We start from the raw sequence: 18770 nt of genomic DNA, 5'->3' as shown, positions 1-18770 counted from the left end.
GCCGTAGCATTGCAGCTATGCGTGGCAGCAGGAACCATTTCCGGTGTCATCGGCCGAACGTTGCAGGCGATTGTCGACACTCTGGCTATTTCCTTCCGGCGGCAGGTCCATGGCGATGTTGGATGCGAAGAAGCCGTTCGGTTTCAGCGTGAAGCCGGCATATTCCACGGGCATGATCGGAAAATCCTCGGGCTTGCAGACATGGGTATGGCCGAAGGAATGCCAGAGCACGATATCGGCATTCTCGATTTCGCGGTTCTGCTTGACGTAACTCGGCAGGCCGTCGCCGCCGGCATGCACGTTCGGATAATCGCCGCTCGCATATTTTTCCTTGGCATCGAAGGCCGTGACCCAGATGTGTTTCTTGGCGAAACCGCCGCGCTGGGCAACGGTCGAATCCGGCTGGGCAAGCATGACCGGCGACGGCATGACGACAATCTTGTAGCCCGGCGCCTTGCCGACGCTGTTCTCTATGTTGGTGTTGGAGACTTTCCAGTAACGGCCGGTCTCGCCATTGGCGAGTGCAGGCGAATCGAGTTCGCGCTTCAGTACACGGCTCCTGGTATCGAAGACATTGCCATAGGGATTGTCCTCACCCCAGGGACGCGGCGCGAACTCATGCTCGGTCACGCTATTGTCGCCGCCGTCGACATCCATGTGCAGGCGCGCATTGAAGAAATGCTGGTGCGTCGGACCGCCGAGATTGTCATCGACCATGCCGCCCCATGGATAGGTTTCTCCGGTCGCGACCGCCGCCGTCTGGATGATGCCGGTGAGCTTGGCTTCGAGCTGGATCGTGCCGTCCTGGTAAAGATACCAGTAAAAGCCGTAATCATAATTGCCGACGGTTGCGAAGAAGGAGATGACGAGGCGGCGCGAACGGCGCACTTCGAAAACACCGTTGCGAAATTCGTAATGCTTCCAGAGGATGCCGTAATCCTCCTCATGCATGCAGATGGCATTCTTCATGATGAAAGGCTGGCCGAAATCGTCCGCCGCCGGCACGTCGAAATAGTGAATATGGCCCAGGCAGTCGCAGCCGAGTTCGAGACAATTGGCCAAGCGTCCGAGACCATATTCGCCGGCATCGAAGGCGCTCTTCCAATAGTGGTTCGCTGTCGGATCGGCATAGGGCACGACCATTTCGGTGATACTGGCGCGAAAGACGACGGGCCGCAGCCTGCCCTGATCCCTGATGCCGAGTTCATGCAGAACGAGGCCCTCGCGCGGGGTGAAACCGACACGGAAACTCCAGTTCTGCCATTCGACTTTCCAGCCGTCGACAGTAAAGCTCGGCCCTTGCGGCTGAACGATATGCAGCGGCGTGAGATCGGGCCGCAGTTCCGGGAAGGTTTCGCGGCCATAATTGCGCTTCTTCCTCGGAACCGGAATGATCTTCTCATCGTCGACGAGATCGACCACTCGGTTGGTGATCAGATCAACCACCGCCACTACGCCCTCGATCGGATGCGCGTAGCCGTTGTCACGGACATCCTCGCGCCAATAGGACACGGCGCGGACGATGCGCTTTCCCTTCTCGAATTCGCGGCCAAAATAGCCCGAGGAAAAAGGATCGATCTGGATGAGCGGAATATCCTCGTCGGTAATGCCGCGCTTCTTGACGGCAGCGATCCAGCGCGGATCGGATTTGACGGTGCCTTCAACGGTTTCGAACTCGCACAGCATGACCGGCGGCTGGCCATAAGGCAATTCATCAAGAGGCAGCCGGATATAGGAGGACACCGTGCCGGCAGTCAGGTTGACGATGCCCTCGAAGGTTTCGCCATTGCTGATATCCATCGCCAGGATGAAGGCAAGGCGCGGCAGCCTGTCGCCCAAGCGACGGGCGGCAAGGTCCGCCTTGGTCGGCTCCTCCAGCCGGGTTATCGGAAAGCGGACGGTGGGTGCGAGTGTCTGCGTATCCTTGAGTATGGCAACGGCAGAAGCGATCTCGTCGAGGCTCAGAGGATCGAGCGGATGGGTGACTGCGACAATGGCGTCCATGGATATATCTCTTTGGTTTTGGGCCTCTTGGTTTCGGAAGAGACGACGCACCATGGCGCGCCGCTAGCTGCTGTGATCAGGATCGACCGGAGCAGATCTGCGTCTCGATCATCATCGTGCCTCGATGAATGCAGAACACTGAGCAGAAGGCGTGCGCCTCAACGGCAACCAGCAATGTTGGGCCGGCAAGGATCGCGACCGCGAGAACGAGAAGGCGATCGACGGGTGCAAGTTCGAAAACGGCACTCATTCGAAGACCTTTCCAAGGGAGGCGTAGAGAGCGGGCTTGGATCTCTTGATCTGGACCGCAAACAGCGCGCCAAGAATGCCCACCAGCACCATGGTATAGGGGAAAGCCTTGACGATCGGGCTTTCACTGCCGGAAAGGAGTGAAAGATTGGAACTGACCAGCACCAGCGAACCAACGAGGCCGAGCAGCGCCAGCGCCGGAGCGATCATCGTGGTCCAGGCGCTATATCCGTTCGGCGTCTTGCGGAAGAACATGACGATCGCGACAGAGACCAGCACCTGCACCAGCAAAATACCGATACCTGCAAGCGCTGCCATCCACGAGAACACGACAGTGTAGGGGTCGGCGCCGAAGATGACGAATAGGGCAAGGACGATGGCCGCGATCAGACTTTGCAGCAGACCCGCAGCATAGGGTGAGCCATGCTTGCCGTGAACCTTGCCGAGCACCTGTGCGGCCAGGCCTTCACGGCCCAGGGCGAAGAAGTAGCGGTTGAGCGTATTGTGGAAGGACAGAATGCAGGCAAACAGGCTGGTGATCAGCAACACGTTCATCACCTGGCTCGACCATGCGCCGAGCACGGAATTGGCGGCGGCGAAGTAGAAGCTGTCAAGGCCGGCAGCAGCGGTGGCCTGCACCTTGCTTGGACCGTAGAATTGCACGATTGCCCAGGTGGAGAAGGCATAGAAGAGTGTGATGAGCAGCACCGCGACATAGGTGGCACGGGGAATGGTCTTTTCCGGATTTTCGGCTTCTTCCCCAAAAATGGCCGTAGCTTCGAAGCCGATGAACGAACCGATGACGAAGACCAGCGCCGCACCAAGGCCGGGCGCGAAGACCGACGATGGCATGAAGGAGGAGAAGCTGATGCCTTCCGGTCCGCCGCCTGAAAAGACGATGGCAAGATCCAGAACCAGCAATATGGCGATTTCGGCAATCATGCAGACGCCGAGGATCGCGCCTGAGAAGGCGATGTTGCGCTGACCGCAGACCAGCACGACGACCAGTGCTGTGAAGGCCCAAGCCCACCAGGGCAGGACCAGCCCGAGCGGCGCTATGGCATTGGCCATGAAGAAACCGAACAGGCCATAGATGGCAATCTGAACCGCGCTGTAGGTGACCAGCGCCATGAAGGCGCCACCCACGCCAGCCGGCTTGCCGATGCCATGGGTGATATAGGTGTAGAAAGCGCCTGCCCCGCCCACATGCCGGCTCATGGCGGTGAAGCCGACCGAAAAGAGCAGGTAGAGCAAGCCGGCGAGCACGAAAGCGCCGGGGACACCGGCACCATTGCCAAAAGCAAAGGCAGCCGGCGAAGCGCCGACGACCGCCGTGAGCGGTGCGGCCGCGGCAACGACGAAGAACACGATGTGGGCGAGGCCGACCGAGTTCCTGGCCAGACGACGCTCCGGCGATAATGGTGCGGGCATGCTTGCTTCCAGTGTCATGGAGAACCCCTCTTCGCTTGTTTGTTGCCAAGAAGGTAAGCGCGGCGATCTGGCCCCGAAATTGCAGTTTATGCCAATGAATCGATAATTCGCGCCACGACGGTCACCGGAGACGCTGAAAATGGCAGTTGCATCGCATTTGATCAGCCGCATGCCCGCAGTTGCTTCAATTCGAGCCTCCGTCTTGATCCCGCTGGTGCAACAAATCGATAAAAGATCCGGGAAAACCGACCTTCTTCTCGCATCGCACGGCATTCTGCGCTCGCAATTGGAAGATCCCTACGCTGTCCTGCCCATGGCGCGTTATGTCGCGCTGTTCGAGGAGGCCGCGACGATAACCGGCGAACCGGCACTGGGAGCTCGCATGGGCACCGGGTTCAAGCCCGCCGACATCGGCCCCATCGGCATGCTCTTTGCGCTCTCGCCGACCATTCGCAGCGCCTTCGAACGGCTGTCGAAATATGTGAACGCGGTCCAGGGCGCGACCAGTTCCGGCGTGTTCGAGGAAAATGGCGATTTTGTCTGGAGCTACCGGATCGTCGATCCAGCGATGTGGCCGCGCCGGCAGGACAGCGAATTCACGATCGCCGCCTCCTGTCAGCTCGTCCGCTCGTGCTTCCGCCGTGGCTGGCGGCCGATCGAAATCCAGCTCGAGCATCACGCCCCGCGCGACGCCAGCGTGCTGGAACGCATCTGTGGCGCGCCCATCCTGTTTGCCCAATCCGGCAACCGGATCGTCATGAACAGGGCGGAGGCTGATCATGTGCACCGTGCGGAAGACAAAAGCCTGGTCGAAATCCTGGAGCGGCATATCGGCGATCTGGTCAACGAGCCAGCGGCCGGCGATATCGTCACGGAAAAGATCCAGGCTCTGATCAGCATCTATCTCGGCCGCAAGCCGGTGACGGTTGCAACCCTTGCCGCCGAACTGAAGATGTCGCCGCGAAGCCTGCAGCGCCGGCTGTCGGAGGAAGGTGTGTCGCTTCGCGATCTCGTTCGCCAGCACCGCCAGACACTCGCCGCCCACTATCTCGGCGACCGACATGCCGCACCGATGTCCGAAGTTGCGCGTGTGCTGGGTTATGCAGACAACACCGTGCTCTGGCGTGCACTGCGATCCTGGGAAAAGAAGGGGAACGACCCATCTTCGACAGGTTGATCGAAGAAGCACGGCAACGGAGATCGCCGATTGCTGCCCTACGGACGGAAGCAAAAGCCCGGCATTCTCCAACGCCCTATGGCGATGGTGCCTACTTCTCCTCCCTCATTCCTGTGCTCGTCACAGGAATCCAGGCACGGCGCGTCCGCGCCGTGAATGACTCTCATACGACGAGGTCGTTCTCCCGCGCCCAAGGACTTGGGCACACTGGATTCCTGTGACAAGCACAGGAATGAGGGAGGTTGGGTTGGCGTTCTCGTCGTCAGCCAAGCACGCTTTCAGCAACGCTCGACGCCCTTTGCCGCCAGGATGTCATCAACGGCGGTTGACGTCAGAAATTCCGACAGCTGCCTGGCGGCTTCTGCGTCCGTTGAATCGGCGCTGATGCCGATGGCGAAGTCGATGTAACTTTGGAGTTCTGCCGGAAATTGACCCACAAGCATGACCTCGGGAGCAGCGGCGAGAATCGACGTCACGGGAACGACGCCCAACTCGGCCTCGCCACGGCCGATGGCCGCCGCTGTCTGCCCTCCTGATATGGCCACCAGCTTGGGCTTCACCTCATCGGCAATTCCCAGGCTTTCCAGCAAACCGGAGAAATAGCCGCCGCTGCTTCCTTCACTGGCGTAGGCGATTGATCTGGCGCTCTTCAACGCATGTTTGAATGCTCCCACCGACCCAATGTCGAGCGGCCGATTGCCTGCCTTGGCCGCTACCCCCATTGCGATCCGGCCGAACGCGACCTCGCTCCCCGCCTTGACTTTTCCCAAGGCGGTCAGATCCTCAACCAGGTTCGGATTGGTGATGACGAGGTCAAAAGCTTCCCCGGCTTCAATCTGCTTCTTGACGACAGGATTGAGCTCCCACTTGACCGCAACCGTGAATCCTGTGGCAGTTTCGAACCGGGATATGAGAGCAAGGACGGCAGGTCGGACCGCAATGGCGCCAAAGAGTCGGATTTCCTGAGTCATGACCGAAATCTGCCCCTGATCTATCGATCTAGTCCAACCGACCCTACGGCCCCGTCCCAAAGAACGCCACCCGCGTGAAAATCGTATAGTCCGCCTCCGACACCATCAGCGCCACGAACACCAGCACCAGCAGCGGCGGCAGAAGTATGGCGTAGACAAGCGCCAGCCGTTCCCAGGCCATGTGCATGAAGACGGCGACGATGAGGCCGGCCTTCAGCATCATGAAGAGCAGGATCAGCGTCCATCTCAGGTAGCTTTGGATGCCGAGATAATCGACCATGTAGGACGCCGCGCTGAGCACGAAGAGCAGGCCCCAGACGAAGAAGTAGAGCCCGATCGGATGCTGCTGTCCGGTATGTGCCTGTGCATGCGCCGTTTGGACTTGTGCATGCGCCGTTGTTTCGCTCATGACGACCTCACCACAGATAGAAAAATGCGAAGATGAAGACCCAGACCAGGTCGACGAAATGCCAATAGAGGCCCATGATCTCGACGGCTTCGTAGCGGCCTTTCCGGCTGGTGAAGAAGCCGCGCCGTTCCACATCGAAATCGCCCCGCCAGACCTTGCGGGCGACGACGATGAGGAAGATGACGCCGATCGTGACATGGGTGCCGTGAAAGCCGGTGATCATGAAGAAAGTCGATCCGAACTGTGCAGCCCCCCACGGGTTTCCCCAGGGGCGCACCCCTTCGGTGATCAGCTTCGTCCATTCGAAGGCCTGCATGCTGACGAAGGTTGCGCCGAGAAGCGCTGTCAGCAGCATCAGGATCGCCGTCGTGCGGCGGTCGCGGCGATAGCCGAAATTCACCGCCATCGCCATGGTGCCGCTGCTCGAGATCAGCACGAAGGTCATGATCGCAATCAGGATCAGCGGCACGTCCTGGCCGCCGATATGGAGCGCAAAGACCTCGCTCGGATTGGGCCATGGAACGGGCGTCGACATGCGGGCGGTCATATAGGCGATCAGGAAACAGCCGAAGACGAAAGTGTCGCTCAGGAGAAAGATCCACATCATCGCCTTGCCCCAGGAGGCGGTCTTGAAGGCGCGCTGATCCGAGCTGAAATCGGCCGCGACTCCACGCAGGCCCGCTGGCCTGAGGTCCGCCCCACTGTGTGTCTCGATAGTCTGTGCCATCTGCACCCCCTAGCTGATCAACGTGCGGCAGAGATCGACGAAGTCATTGGCCCAGCCGGCAAACAGCGCGAAGAGCAGCAGCCAGACGGCGAGCATAAAATGCGAATAGATGGCGGAAAGATCGACGCTGAGGCGCAGCCTGTCCGGCGTGACGTCGGTTGAAAATGCCCTGACCGTCGTATGCGTGAGCACGGCGAGTCCGCCGAGGATATGCAGGCCGTGCAGGCCGGTCAGCATGTAGAAGAAGCTGTTGGCGGGGTTATCGGCCAGCACATAGCCGGCCGCCGTTAGCTCCCGCCATGCCTGGATCTGCCCGGCGAGAAAGAAGACGGCAAGGCCAAGTCCTGTCACGAGCGCCGGCCGCAGGCTTTCCATGCGGCCCTGCCCCGCCTCTCGTCTCGCCCATTGCAGCGCCGCACTGCTCAAGGCGAGTGCTGCGGTGTTCACCCAGAGCAGCCGGGGGATTGGCATGCCCCACCAATCGGCCGACGCCATGCGCATGAAATAGGCGCTGACGGCAAGGCTGAAGACGGCGCCGACGACGCCGAGAAACACGAAGAGGCCGATCTTCACCGCCGGCGGCTGTTGCCGCTCAGTGCCGATACGATCCGGCATCTGCACCGACCCGGTTTCGAGCCAGGGCTTCGAGGTCAACCGCTGCCCGGAAAGCCACCAGATCATGATAGCGGCGATGGCGGCCAGGAAGATCAGCACGACGCTCATGCCGGAACCTCCCGGGTGATGCCGTCGCTTGCCGGCACATTCTGCGGAATGAAATCCTCGGTCGCCCCGGGCACGCTGTAGTCATAGGCCCAGCGGTAGACGACCGGCAGATCCTTGCCCCAGTTGCCGTGGGCGGGCGGCGTCTGCGGCGTCTGCCATTCGAGCGTCGTTGCCCGCCATGGATTGCCGCCGGCCTCCCTGCCCCGGAAAAGGCTCCAGACCAGATTGAACAGCAACACCATCTGCCCAGCCCCGACAACAAGCGCCATGACGGTGATGAAGATATTCAGCGTATGGGCCGAAGGCGGAACGAAGGCCGTTTCTCCCATCTCGAAATAGCGGCGCGGCACGCCGAGCAGGCCGAGATAATGCATCGGGAAGAAGATTGCATAGGTGCCGAGGAAAGTGATCCAGAAGTGGATCTGGCCGAGCACCTCGTCGAGCATGCGTCCCGTCACCTTCGGATACCAGTGATAGATGGCCCCGAAGATGACGAGGATCGGCGCCACCCCCATGACCATGTGGAAATGCGCGACGACGAACATCGTATCCGACAGCGGCACGTCGACGACGACGTTGCCGAGGAAGAGGCCGGTCAGGCCGCCATTGACGAAGGTGACGATGAAGGCGAGTGCAAAGAGCATGGGCAGCGTCAGGTGGATGTCGCCGCGCCAGAGCGTCAGCACCCAGTTATAGACCTTGATGGCCGTCGGAACGGCGATGATCAGTGTCGTGGTGGCGAAGAAGAAGCCGAAGGCTGGGTTCATGCCGCTGACATACATGTGGTGCGCCCAGACGACGAAGCTCAGCGCACCGATGATGACGATCGCCCAGACCATCATGCGATAGCCAAAGATGTTCTTGCGCGCATGCGTGCTGATGAGATCCGAAACGATGCCGAAGGCCGGAAGAGCAACGATATAGACCTCCGGATGGCCGAAGAACCAGAACAGGTGCTGGAAGAGGATCGGGCTGCCGCCGCCATGCTGCAGCTGCGTGCCCATCTCGACGATGGCGGGCATAAAGAAGCTGGTGCCGAGCACGCGGTCGAACAGCATCATGACGCAGGCGACGAAGAGGGCGGGAAAGGCAAGCAGCGCCATGACGGTGGCGGTGAAAATGCCCCAGACGGTAAGCGGCATCCGCATCAGCGTCATGCCGCGCGCCCGCCCCTGCAGCACCGTCACCACATAGTTCAGCCCGCCCATGGTGAAGCCGATGATGAAGACGATCAGAGAGGAGAGCATCAAGAGGATGCCCCAGTCCTTGCCGCCGGGTGTGCCTGACAGAACCGACTGCGGCGGATAAAGCGTCCAGCCGGCCCCTGTCGGGCCGCCGGGGGCGAAGAAGCCGGCAACGAGGATCAGCACCGCAAGCAGATAGATCCAGTAGCTCAGCATGTTCGCATAGGGAAACACCATGTCGCGGGCGCCGACCATCAGCGGAATGAGGTAATTGCCGAAGCCGCCGAGGAAGAGCGCGGTCAGGAGATAGATCACCATGATCATGCCGTGCATGGTGATGAACTGGTAATAGTGATCGGCATCGATGAAGGAGAGAGCGCCGGGAAAGGCGAGCTGAATCCGCATCAGCCATGAGAGCACCAGCGCCACCAGGCCGATCGAGATTGCGGTAATCGAATATTGCACGGCGATGATTTTCGCATCCTGGCTGAACACATATTTCGTCCACCAGCTTCTCGGATGATAAAGCTCGACATCCTCGACTTCAGCGGATGGAATGCTGCCGGATGGAATCTCGACCATGATTTCTCTTCCCTTTCCCCGCCGGTTAACCAAACCGGCAAGCGATCTGTGACCGCTACGCCGGTTCAGTTTGTCGGTGGCGGCTCTCCCGATGACGCTGTCAACTGGGTGAATGTCTGCTGCTGCCCGAGCCAGGTCTGGTAGTCCGCATCCTCGTCGACGACGACGGTGCCGCGCATTTGCGGATGGCCGACGCCGCAGAGTTCGGCGCAGAGAATCTCGAAGGTCCCCGTCCGGGTCGGCGTGAACCAGAAATAGGTGATCATGCCGGGGATCATGTCCATCTTGGCGCGGAACTCCGGCACGTAGAAATCATGGAGCACATCGACCGAACGCAGCAAGATGTGCACCGACTTACCGATCGGCAGATGCAGCTCGCCGCCCTCGATGATGACGTCGTCAAGGCCGCTTGCATCATTCTTGTCGAGGCCAAGCGGATTTTCGGGGGTGACGTCGCGCGTCTCGGCCCGACCGAGCTTTCCGTCCGCTCCGGGCAGCCGGAAGCTCCACTGCCACTGTTGGCTGACGACCTCGACCGATGCAGCATCTTTGGGCACCGTAATGAATTGGTTCCACACGATCAGGCCGGGCGCCAGCATTGCCGCAACGCCGACCGCCGTTCCCCCTCCCAGCAGCAATTCCAGCCTGCGGTTCTCGGGCTCGTAATGCGCCCGGTTGCCTGGCTTGTGCCGGAAGCGGAAGACGCAATAGGCCATGAACGAAACCACCGCCACGAAGACGATGCCGGTGATCCAGAAGGTGATGACGAGGGTGCTGTCGATATAGGTCCAGTTGGACGCGATCGGCGTCCACCACCACGGGCTCAGCACATGGAACAGCACGGAGCCGACGACAATCAGGACGAGGATCAGCACGACAGCCATGTCCGCTCCTCCTCGAGCAGTGACCCGTGAAACCGCATTCCGTAAAAAGTTCGTCTTTATTATCGCACAGATAGAAAATATCGGCAATTACGGCAATTTAGGCACGCGCCACCGGCCGCGAACCGTCATTTGCAGTAATGCCCGCAGTTGGAATATTGCCCATCATTTTGAATATTGCTTCAGATAGGCGATGAGATCGGTGATCTCCTGATCGTCCTTCAGGCCGACGAAGGCCATTTTCGTGCCCTTCACCTTCGCTTTAGGATTGTGCAGATAGTCGCGTAGCGTCGCCTCGTCCCAGACGAGACCGCCGTCTCCGGCCGCCTTCATTGCGGACGAATAAGCGAAGTTCGGGTGCGTTCCGGCCTTCCGGCCGAACAGCCCGTTCAGCGACGGGCCAACCTTGTTCGTATCGGAATCGGCGATATGACAGGTCGCGCATTTCTTGAAAACGGCGGCACCCGCCGTCACGTCGCCCTCCTGCGCCCCGGCGCTACCGGGGAAAAGGGTGATAACGGATGCGGCGATCAGCAGAACAACACGGTAATCCACGGGCAAACCTCATCCTCCTAAAGGTCGCCAGCCACCCGCACCCTCCACAATCATTCGCGTGCGGGTAGTGGTTCTATCCTTAAAGCTTAGTCCTTCGCGGGTGCAAGTCAATCCGTTCCAGTGGGCCACATGGACGCAATCTGATGTCGGCGGATCCCGCGCAGATGATGCAGGCCCCGCGCCACCTCAGCTGCCGCGACTATGCCCTGATCGAAAGCGTCTCCTTTACCGCCAACTCAGCCATGGAAAGTGCGGCTTCGCGGGTTCTGGCGGCGGCGATGAAGCGGCCGTTGTGGCAGAAGCTCGCGCCCTCTATGCCGCAAACCGCCTCCAGTGCGCCATTGGTGAGCCCGGCCCAGGTTGCCGGCAGGTCGGCCCGGAGTTCGAAGCCCTCGTCGCCGCGGCGAATGCCGGTCACGCACCAGTCTTTTTCGCGCGGATGAACGACAAACAGCAGGTGATCGGCGCCCGCCTTGACGATAGCGGGACGGAAGGGCATCCCCCTCGGCAATTCCAAAACACGCCCCTCTCCCGCCGCCTCGATTGCCCGATGCACGATCGCCTCGGCCCGCAATTTTGCGGCACTCTGGGCGATCCTGGCCTCGACGAAACTGCGGGCAATGGCAAGGGCCGCGTGGAAGGCGCGATCGTCGGCCTCAGGGTCCGCCTCGTCGAAAACCGGTTTCAGGGTCTCCAGCAGCGTTGGCAGTGTCAACCCGGCCAGCGGCCCCGACGGGCTAAGCGCGCCGTTGTCGGTCAGATCGATCGGCAGCACGAAGCTGGCGTCGAAACAGCCATGCATCGCTTCCACATGTGCTTCGGGAAGGCTGGAGGCTGCCAGATAATCACGGCCATAATGCTTCCAGATCAGGCCGAACGAGCTGTAAGGCTGGCCATCGTCGCGTAGCGGCGCGGCGCGCTGGTGGTGATCGAATATCCCGGCAGCAGGTTCATAGGTTCCGCCGACATCATAAATGATCCGGTCTTCGCCCGGCGTGATCCACTCCGGCGCCCGGCTGCGGACGATACGCGCCTGCGGGAAAAGCCGGGTGAGGATGACGCTCGACAGCAATTCGTCGGCATGAAAGCCACCGGAATGGGTGACGAGGAAATCGGGGATCATGGAAGCTATGCGCCTTGTCGTTCGCGGACGATCCGCTTGCAGGTCGGCTTGAGATAACCGTTGCCGGCCGCTATCTCAACCCATACCTTAAATCGGTGTCGATTTAAGAATAAAAATGATGCACCAATCCAATGTGTTACAGCGCTCTTTCGCACATCGCCAAAATACCATCTCCAGCTGAATTCATCGAAGCCCCTGAAGCGTGCCCAAGATAAGAGGCAGTCCGTGGAAATCCCTCAGCACTTTCACGTTGTCGAGACGGCCGGATGGTTGTGAACCACCGCATGAACTCCGCCCTCCCCGGTTACCTCATGATCAGCTCCAAGACCGACACCAACGACCTGTCGGATTTGCCTGAAGACGCTTTGGCCGAATTCGGCCCATTGCTCGCAAGGGCTCTAAGTACGCTGAAACGGCAATTGAATGCACAGCGCGTCTATATCGGCCGGTATGGCCACGCGCCCGGTTATCCGATCCATTTCCATGTGATCCCGATATATGACTGGGTGGAGGAGTTGTTCTGGAAGGACGCCCGATATCGTCTGCTCGAGAATTTCGCAGAGGGACCAGGGGAAACCGCAACGGATGGCGCGGAACTGACGCTGTTTGTCTGGCGCGAATTCTGCGAACGCGCAGAGCCGCCACCGGTCAGAGGGCCATTGGTCTCAGAGGCCATCGAGTTGCTGCGTGAGACAATGCGGTTTCCGGCGCCTCAAGCCTAAGACAACACCGTTCCCGGCTGTCTTGCAACGAGCGCACGGCCGGCTGCCGCGCCGGCATGCAGGCAGATGAGCCCAATCGCCGCGAGAGAATTGATCAACAGAACATCAGCCACGACCGCTGCCGAAAACGCGCCCTCACCGGACGGAAGCACCACTTTTGCGGCAAGCCGCACGCCTTCATAGACAACGAGGGTCATGGCGGTGGCCATTTCCTTGCCGCCACGCGGCTACAACGCATCCAGCGGTATCTTCAGATATCGCCTGCCATTCCCCTCCGGCTCCGGCAATCTCCCGCCTTGGATATTCACCTGCAGCGCGTGCAGCATCAGCTTCGGTTTGGGCAGCGTGCGGTCGCGCGCCTGGCGCAGCGCCACGAAGCCAGGCTCGTCAACGCCTGCAATATGAAGATTGGCGCGCTTCTGCGCAGCCACCGTGCTTTCCCAGCGCGGGTGCCGGCCGCCGGGCTGATAGTCGTGGCCGGAAAAGAGCCGGGTCTCCTCGGGCAGCGACAGGATCGCCTGGATCGAGTGCCAGAGGGAGTTAGCACTGCCGCCTGGAAAATCCGTGCGCGCCGTGCCGGAATCCGGCGTGAACACCGTGTCGTGCACGAAGGCGGCGTCACCGATCACATAAGTGATCGAGGCGAGTGTGTGCCCGGGCGAAAACATCACGCGGGCTTTAAGCGCGCCGATCTCGAACGTGTCGCCATCGGCAAACAGCCGGTCCCATTGCGAGCCGTCGGTTTTAAGCGCCGGCCAGTTGTAGATCTCCTTCCAGAGCGTCTGGACGTCGGTGACATGCGCGCCGATCGCCGTCGGCGCGCCGGTCTTTCCCTTGATGTAATGTGCGGCGGAGAAATGATCGGCATGCGGATGCGTGTCGAGGATCCACTCGACCGTCAGCCCCTCACTTTCGATATGAGCAAGGATGGCGTCGGCATTGGCTGTTCCCGTCGCCCCCGACATTTCGTCGAAATCGAGCACCGGGTCGATGATGGCACAGCGTTTCGTCGCCGGGTCGGAAACGACATATTGCACACTGCAGGTGCGGGGCTCGAAGAAGGCCTTCACATGAGCCGCTTGCCCCGACCGCCTTTCCAGCCAGCGGCGCGCGCCGGCAAGATCGAAGCCGAGGTTTTGACCGAAGGCCTCGATATCCCCGCGCTTTATCCGCCCGTCCAGCACCTCGCCCAGTGCATAGAGCGTCAGCGCCCGCGTACCGCTCTTGCAATGGGCGACGACCGGCCCCTTCGCCTGCGTCACCGCCGTCTGGAAGGCGCGGATATCGGCCTCGGTGATCTCGGCCCCCTTCACTGGCACGAAGCTGTAGGCGAGCCCGACGGCGGCGGCGGAAGTCTTTTCCGCCGTATTGCCCGGCTGCCCCGGCTCCTCGCCATCCGGCCGGGCATTGATGACGGCGGCAAAACCATCAGCCGCGAAGGCGGCAAAACCTGCGGCGTCGGGCTGCCCCGCCACCGTTATCAGCTCATTGACCTTCACGGATGTCATCGAAGCCCCTGCGCCCGCATCATGCAGTATCGCATGTATTACACTACAATCTCACAAGTATATTGCCGAGCGCAAGAATAGCTTCGGCCCGGCCGGTGCGCAGTCAAAACGACAGCGTCACCGCACTTGCCTGATCTCGACATGCATGGCGCTGACGACGATGCCGCCGTCGAGCATGTCCTCCTGTATGTAGCCTCGAGACGCGACACAGGGCGGGCAGGCCCAGATCGGCCGCCGCGCCGCTGGATCGACCAGCATTGCGAGCGGATGGAGCGGCGGCACGTGTGTCATGCGCTCGCCGATCATTACGATCCAGGTCGTAGTGACGCCTCCGACAACCTCCAAAACCGCCCGCGAGAATACGCGGGCGACAGCATCCTCGTGCAGCATCAGCCTCACGCGCATACGATCAGTCCTGGCCCTGCAGGCGGTCCATGACCTGGAGCAAGAGATCGGCGCAGGCCTTCATCGGTTCGTCCTCGGCGCATTTCAGATCGATCCTGGTGTTGCCGTCCTCGATGCGGAAATGCGCGGCCTTGGAGGGCGGCGGGAGCATCGGGTGATGACCGCGGAAGCCCCTGTCGCCACGGAAGCCGCCGTCATCGCGGAAGCCCATCCCGCCTCTCGGGCCATGCCATTGGCGATCGGGGCCATCGGGACGTTCTCTCGCGTCCGGCCGGTCCATCATCGGCCCATCCATCGTCGACCCATCATCACCGGAGGCAGATGGAGGCGCTGGCGGCGGCGAAGGCGGTGTGCTGGATTCGGGCACGGCGGACGGAGTGCCGGCCGATGGCGGGATGGGCGTTTGTTGCGCGAATGCGACGCCGGAGAGCGCGGCGAGAGCAATGCCTGAGAGAAGAAGTCTTTGCATGGGAACATTCCTGTGTCGGAGATATCAACTGCGTGGGTAAACACCGCAGCGCGGCTTTGGTTCACGCCCGTCAGCGCCTGTGATCGAAATCTCCAAACTGTCTGTGCGGCGGACCTTTCAGCGGACGCAGCGCTCGGTTCGTCCATCGTGGCGAACAAGGTGGCTCGCATGCACAAAGCCGTCGTCGAAGCGTCCCTGGACGGTGACGGCCGCGAGCACGACGACGCGCTGATGCCGCCGCAGCCTTCTTTTCCGTGCGGGTGGAAACGCGCTGCCCGCTCCAACACGCGCATGACTGAGGCGACGCTGGACGATCCCGAATTGCCGCGCGAGTCTTTCGCCTCGCCTCTGCCTTGTTGCTCGCGTATCCTGACGCGCGATTCGCCGTCCGCAAACGAGGGTGGGCATGAACGAAGCATCAAAGGAGAGCGCGATGTCGGACGCCAAGAGCGGCATTTCTGGACTACGGCCGCATATTACAGTCATCGGCGTCGGCGGCGGTGGTGGCAATGCGATCAACAATATGATCGCGGAAAAGCTGGCAGGCGTCGAATTCGTCGCCGCAAACACGGATGCTCAGGTGCTGGCCACCTCCAAGGCGACGCGCCGCATCCAGCTTGGCGCGAATGTGACCGAGGGTCTCGGCGCCGGTTCGCTGCCTGAGGTCGGCCATGCGGCTGCCGAAGAGTCGCTCGATGAGATCATGGATCACCTGGCCGGGTCGCATATGTGCTTCGTCACCGCCGGCATGGGCGGCGGAACGGGCACCGGTGCTGCACCCGTCATCGCCCGCGCTGCGCGTGCCGCCGGCATCCTGACGGTAGGCGTCGTCACCAAACCCTTTACCTTCGAAGGAAACCGTCGCATGCGGATGGCGGAAATCGGCATCGAGGCGCTTCGCCAGGCGGCCGATACGGTCATCGTCATTCCGAATCAGAATCTCTTCCGCATCGCCGATGCGAAAACGACGTTCGCCGATGCCTTTATGACGGCCGACCGCGTGCTTTATGCCGGCGTCGGCTGCATAACCGATCTGATCGTCAAGGAAGGCCTGATCAACCTCGATTTTGCCGACGTGAAGTCGGTCATGTCAGGCATGGGCCGTGCGATGATGGGCACTGGCGAAGCCTCCGGTGAAAGCCGCGCGATGAAGGCGGCGGAAGCCGCCATTGCCAACCCGCTTCTCGACGATATCTCAATGCGGGGCGCCAGGGGCGTGCTGATCTCGATCTCCGGCGGTTCGGATATGACGCTGTTCGAAGTGGACGAAGCGGCAAGCCGCATTCGCGACGAAGTCCAGGAAGATGCCGATATCGTCGTCGGCGCGATCTTCGATCGCAGCCTCGACGGCAAGTTTCGCGTCTCGGTCGTGGCGACCGGTCTGGAAGGCAGCCCGCTGCCCGCATCCGCGCCTCACGCCGCCGAACAGATCCAGACGCGCACGCTGCAGTAAGCGCAGCGGCGCGACATATCCAAGCACGACAGCCTGCCGCGTCTTTTCAGATGCGCAGCGCTGTCGTGCTTCAATGTCATGCGCTCCAGGAAATCGCCGCGATCACCAGTCGTTGATTCGCGATCACCTGTCGTTGATCGTGGGAAGGTGCGTTTCGACCTCTACGCGGCGCTTATCATCCAGCGGCTCAATGTGCTTCTGCCAGAAGGCCTCGGCCTCCGGCGTGTCATCCTCCCAGTGGCGGATTTTAACGATATTGTCATCGATCTTCGCCAGCCGTTTGCCGCCAAGCCGCAGGTATTCGTCCGCCAGTTCTTTCGATCGGGTCGTCTGCATGTCGTGTTCCTCCATAGGCGAACCGAAAGGCCGATCGTCATTACCAGGTTGGCCGGCAATCGGCATCCCGTTATCGGCGCTTCGGCGCCTCCCAGTTAAACAGTACGGCGGGATCATGGTTCCAAATCATCGGCCGAAACCGGTCCACGCGGCCGGCTGAAGACGTCGGCCGCCATCCTTGTTCCGCACGGCCCGCCGCTCTTGCTGCCGGGGCAGCCGGAGACGCGTGCTTTCCGAAAATCGCGCATTTTCGGCATCATGCGCTAGACGAACAGGACGTCCGAGATATTGTGCACCACGGAAATTTCGTCGATCCCGGTGTTGGTGATGTAGAGATTATCTACCGCTGAGTCATAGACCACGTTGGTGATCAAGTCGTCTCCCGGTATGGCAATGTTGACGTCAACCGTTGTCTTGACCCCGGTTTCGAAGTCGAAGGCCGTGCCGATATGCTCGCTGCTGGAGGAATCGCCGAAGAAGAAGGTGCCGTCGACGGCAAAGCCGTAGCCGAGCCCGCCGGCGGCGAAGGTCTTGGATTCGATCGGGCTCAGCGTTTCGGGATCGATTTTGGAGACCTGCCAGGTGGAATCATTGATGCGGCCGACGACATAAATGCCAGTCGAATCCTGCATCGTATTGACGGCCGTGAATCCACCCCAGTCGAACGTACCCGCCCAATTCTCGCCGATAAGGCCCGGGATTGGATCGCCCCGCTGATCGAGCGATCCGTCTGCGGCATCCCACTTTGCGAGATAGGTCTGATCGGGGAAAGGATCCTCCTGGCCTCTCGCCTCGTTGGTTCGGCCGATGATTTCACCGCCGCGGACAGAAAAATAGGTTCCGCCGATGTCATATTCGCCCTTGTCATAGTCGCCAAAAGAGATGGCGCCGCTGGCATGGTCGGCTTCAAATGCCGCGGCGTTGTCGTAAATGCTCACCATGGGACCATCTGGGAAACCATGGCCGGAACTGACGTAATACTTGCCGGTTAGCGGATCGATCGCGACCCCCTGGAGTTCGTAATGGTCCAAGAAGGGGCGCACCACTTCCGCCTGGGCCTCGACATGATGGGTATTCAACGACTTCCCGTCCGTCACGCCGTCGACGGTCAGAGTAATCACGCCGGCATCTGCGTGACCGGCGCCGTCGGAGACCTTGCAATATTGGAGTTTCTCGGTGACATGCTCGCCATCATCGAGGCCAGCCTTCACGGCCGGATTGAGATCGTAGGTGAAGCTTCCATCGCCTGCGAAATGGAAGATGCCGAATTCACCCGCCACGTCGGTCGTCTGCCCTTGCCCCTGACCGGCAGGAATGCTCGTGCCCTCGACCGAACGCAGGAAGAGCGTGCCCGCCTCTCCCGCGTGATCATTGGCAAGCACATTGCGGGCCATCTCGCTTCCTTCGCGGAAGGAGAAGGCGTCGTCGACCGCGACAGGCGGGCTCGTGACCCCATGAATGTCGAGCTTGAAATGGCCGAAATCGGTATTGCCGGCGCCGTCGGAAATCTTGTAGCCGATCGTCTCCGTCAGCGTTATTCCGTCAACGAAGCCCACCTCGGCGGCCTCGTTCAGCGTATAGGTGTAGGAGCCATCGGCCTTGATGTGGAACGTGCCGTGTTCGCCCTCGATATCGGTGACCTGCCCGGCCGTCTTGGCAAGAACTCGCTCGCCATCGAAGAAGTTGAGGAACATGTTGCCGGAGCCGCCGGCCAGATCATTATCCAGCAGATTGCCCGAGATCACGTCATTCTCGGAAGCGCTGCTGACATCATCGACCGCTACAGGTTTTATCACTGTCATGGATATCTCCTTCAAGATCCATTCGCCTTGGTCTATCGGGAGGAAAGCAGCTGAGATCG

At 60.8% G+C, this 18770-nt stretch carries 18 protein-coding genes and 2 pseudogenes; 3 read left to right on the top strand and 17 right to left on the bottom strand.

Features of this window, described 5'->3' with window-relative positions:
* Positions 1 to 15: 15 nt before the first annotated feature.
* From ACIPSK_RS05525 to ACIPSK_RS05515, 3 genes are all read right to left on the bottom strand, one after another.
* The gene (locus ACIPSK_RS05525; protein ID WP_162116150.1) at positions 16 to 2004 is read right to left on the bottom strand and encodes a primary-amine oxidase; all 1989 of its coding nucleotides are present in this window, start codon (positions 2002 to 2004) and stop codon (positions 16 to 18) included.
* Positions 2005 to 2080: 76 nt separating this feature from the next.
* Positions 2081 to 2254 carry a hypothetical protein gene (locus ACIPSK_RS05520; RefSeq protein ID WP_168724689.1) on the bottom strand — a complete coding sequence of 58 codons (174 nt, stop codon included), beginning with the start codon at positions 2252 to 2254 and terminating at the stop codon, positions 2081 to 2083.
* Positions 2251 to 3702 (bottom strand): APC family permease, encoded by a 1452-nt coding sequence (locus ACIPSK_RS05515; protein WP_162116149.1) that lies wholly within the window; start codon positions 3700 to 3702, stop codon positions 2251 to 2253. Before ACIPSK_RS05515 ends, ACIPSK_RS05520 begins: the two co-directional genes overlap by 4 nt.
* A 121-nt stretch (positions 3703 to 3823) precedes the next feature.
* Here ACIPSK_RS05515 and ACIPSK_RS05510 point away from each other — a divergent pair, with 121 nt between their 5' ends.
* The gene (locus ACIPSK_RS05510; RefSeq protein WP_162116148.1) at positions 3824 to 4861 is read left to right on the top strand and encodes an AraC family transcriptional regulator; all 1038 of its coding nucleotides are present in this window, start codon (positions 3824 to 3826) and stop codon (positions 4859 to 4861) included.
* Positions 4862 to 5139: 278 nt separating this feature from the next.
* Here ACIPSK_RS05510 and ACIPSK_RS05505 read toward each other — a convergent pair whose 3' ends face one another.
* From ACIPSK_RS05505 to ACIPSK_RS05470, 8 genes are all read right to left on the bottom strand, one after another.
* Entirely contained in the window at positions 5140 to 5832 is a 693-nt protein-coding gene (locus ACIPSK_RS05505) for a molybdate ABC transporter substrate-binding protein (protein ID WP_162116147.1), read from the bottom strand.
* Positions 5833 to 5875: 43 nt separating this feature from the next.
* The gene (locus ACIPSK_RS05500; RefSeq protein WP_017964866.1) at positions 5876 to 6241 is read right to left on the bottom strand and encodes a cytochrome C oxidase subunit IV family protein; all 366 of its coding nucleotides are present in this window, start codon (positions 6239 to 6241) and stop codon (positions 5876 to 5878) included.
* A 7-nt stretch (positions 6242 to 6248) separates the two neighbouring features.
* On the bottom strand, positions 6249 to 6968 hold the full coding sequence (locus tag ACIPSK_RS05495) for a heme-copper oxidase subunit III family protein (protein WP_162116146.1): 720 nt from the start codon (positions 6966 to 6968) through the stop codon (positions 6249 to 6251).
* Positions 6969 to 6977: 9 nt separating this feature from the next.
* Positions 6978 to 7691 (bottom strand): cytochrome c oxidase subunit 3, encoded by a 714-nt coding sequence (locus ACIPSK_RS05490; RefSeq protein WP_162116145.1) that lies wholly within the window; start codon positions 7689 to 7691, stop codon positions 6978 to 6980.
* Positions 7688 to 9457, bottom strand: a complete 1770-nt coding sequence (gene ctaD / locus ACIPSK_RS05485; protein WP_162116144.1) for a cytochrome c oxidase subunit I — start codon at positions 9455 to 9457, stop codon at positions 7688 to 7690. Before ctaD ends, ACIPSK_RS05490 begins: the two co-directional genes overlap by 4 nt.
* A gap of 65 nt (positions 9458 to 9522) precedes the next feature.
* Positions 9523 to 10341: a cytochrome c oxidase subunit II gene (locus tag ACIPSK_RS05480; protein WP_162116143.1), complete on the bottom strand. Its 819-nt coding sequence runs from the start codon at positions 10339 to 10341 to the stop codon at positions 9523 to 9525.
* A 162-nt stretch (positions 10342 to 10503) separates the two neighbouring features.
* The gene (locus ACIPSK_RS05475) at positions 10504 to 10893 is read right to left on the bottom strand and encodes a c-type cytochrome (protein WP_162116142.1); all 390 of its coding nucleotides are present in this window, start codon (positions 10891 to 10893) and stop codon (positions 10504 to 10506) included.
* A gap of 199 nt (positions 10894 to 11092) precedes the next feature.
* Entirely contained in the window at positions 11093 to 12016 is a 924-nt protein-coding gene (locus ACIPSK_RS05470) for an MYG1 family protein (protein WP_162116141.1), read from the bottom strand.
* Positions 12017 to 12241: 225 nt separating this feature from the next.
* Here ACIPSK_RS05470 and ACIPSK_RS05465 point away from each other — a divergent pair.
* Positions 12242 to 12738, top strand: a pseudogene (locus tag ACIPSK_RS05465) (HIT family protein).
* On the opposite strand, the pseudogene ACIPSK_RS05460 reads toward ACIPSK_RS05465, so the two are convergent.
* From ACIPSK_RS05460 to ACIPSK_RS05445, 4 genes and pseudogenes are all read right to left on the bottom strand, one after another.
* Positions 12735 to 12926 (bottom strand): annotated as a pseudogene (locus ACIPSK_RS05460) (hypothetical protein); the annotation flags it as partial. The pseudogenes ACIPSK_RS05465 and ACIPSK_RS05460 sit on opposite strands and share 4 nt — an antisense overlap.
* 39 nt (positions 12927 to 12965) lie before the next feature.
* Positions 12966 to 14246 carry a bifunctional sulfur transferase/dioxygenase Blh gene (gene blh / locus ACIPSK_RS05455; RefSeq protein WP_162116140.1) on the bottom strand — a complete coding sequence of 427 codons (1281 nt, stop codon included), beginning with the start codon at positions 14244 to 14246 and terminating at the stop codon, positions 12966 to 12968.
* Between the two features lie 117 nt (positions 14247 to 14363).
* Positions 14364 to 14651, bottom strand: coding sequence for a hypothetical protein (locus ACIPSK_RS05450; protein ID WP_162116139.1), 288 nt, complete (start codon positions 14649 to 14651; stop codon positions 14364 to 14366).
* A gap of 4 nt (positions 14652 to 14655) precedes the next feature.
* Positions 14656 to 15120, bottom strand: coding sequence for a hypothetical protein (locus tag ACIPSK_RS05445; protein WP_162116138.1), 465 nt, complete (start codon positions 15118 to 15120; stop codon positions 14656 to 14658).
* A 433-nt stretch (positions 15121 to 15553) separates the two neighbouring features.
* On the opposite strand from ACIPSK_RS05445, the gene ftsZ reads away from it, so the two are divergent.
* A complete protein-coding gene (gene ftsZ / locus ACIPSK_RS05440; protein ID WP_017964879.1) occupies positions 15554 to 16573 on the top strand; it encodes a cell division protein FtsZ in 1020 nt (339 codons plus the stop codon).
* A 123-nt stretch (positions 16574 to 16696) separates the two neighbouring features.
* On the opposite strand, the gene ACIPSK_RS05435 is transcribed toward ftsZ, so the two are convergent.
* Entirely contained in the window at positions 16697 to 16909 is a 213-nt protein-coding gene (locus ACIPSK_RS05435) for a hypothetical protein (protein WP_245268365.1), read from the bottom strand.
* A gap of 263 nt (positions 16910 to 17172) precedes the next feature.
* The gene (locus ACIPSK_RS05430) at positions 17173 to 18711 is read right to left on the bottom strand and encodes an Ig-like domain-containing protein (protein WP_162116137.1); all 1539 of its coding nucleotides are present in this window, start codon (positions 18709 to 18711) and stop codon (positions 17173 to 17175) included.
* Positions 18712 to 18770: the final 59 nt, after the last annotated feature.

This window comes from Rhizobium sp. LARHSG275 (assembly GCF_052871115.1).
The sequence above is the reverse complement of the archived record's forward strand: the minus strand, read 5'-3'. Positions and strand labels throughout refer to the sequence as shown.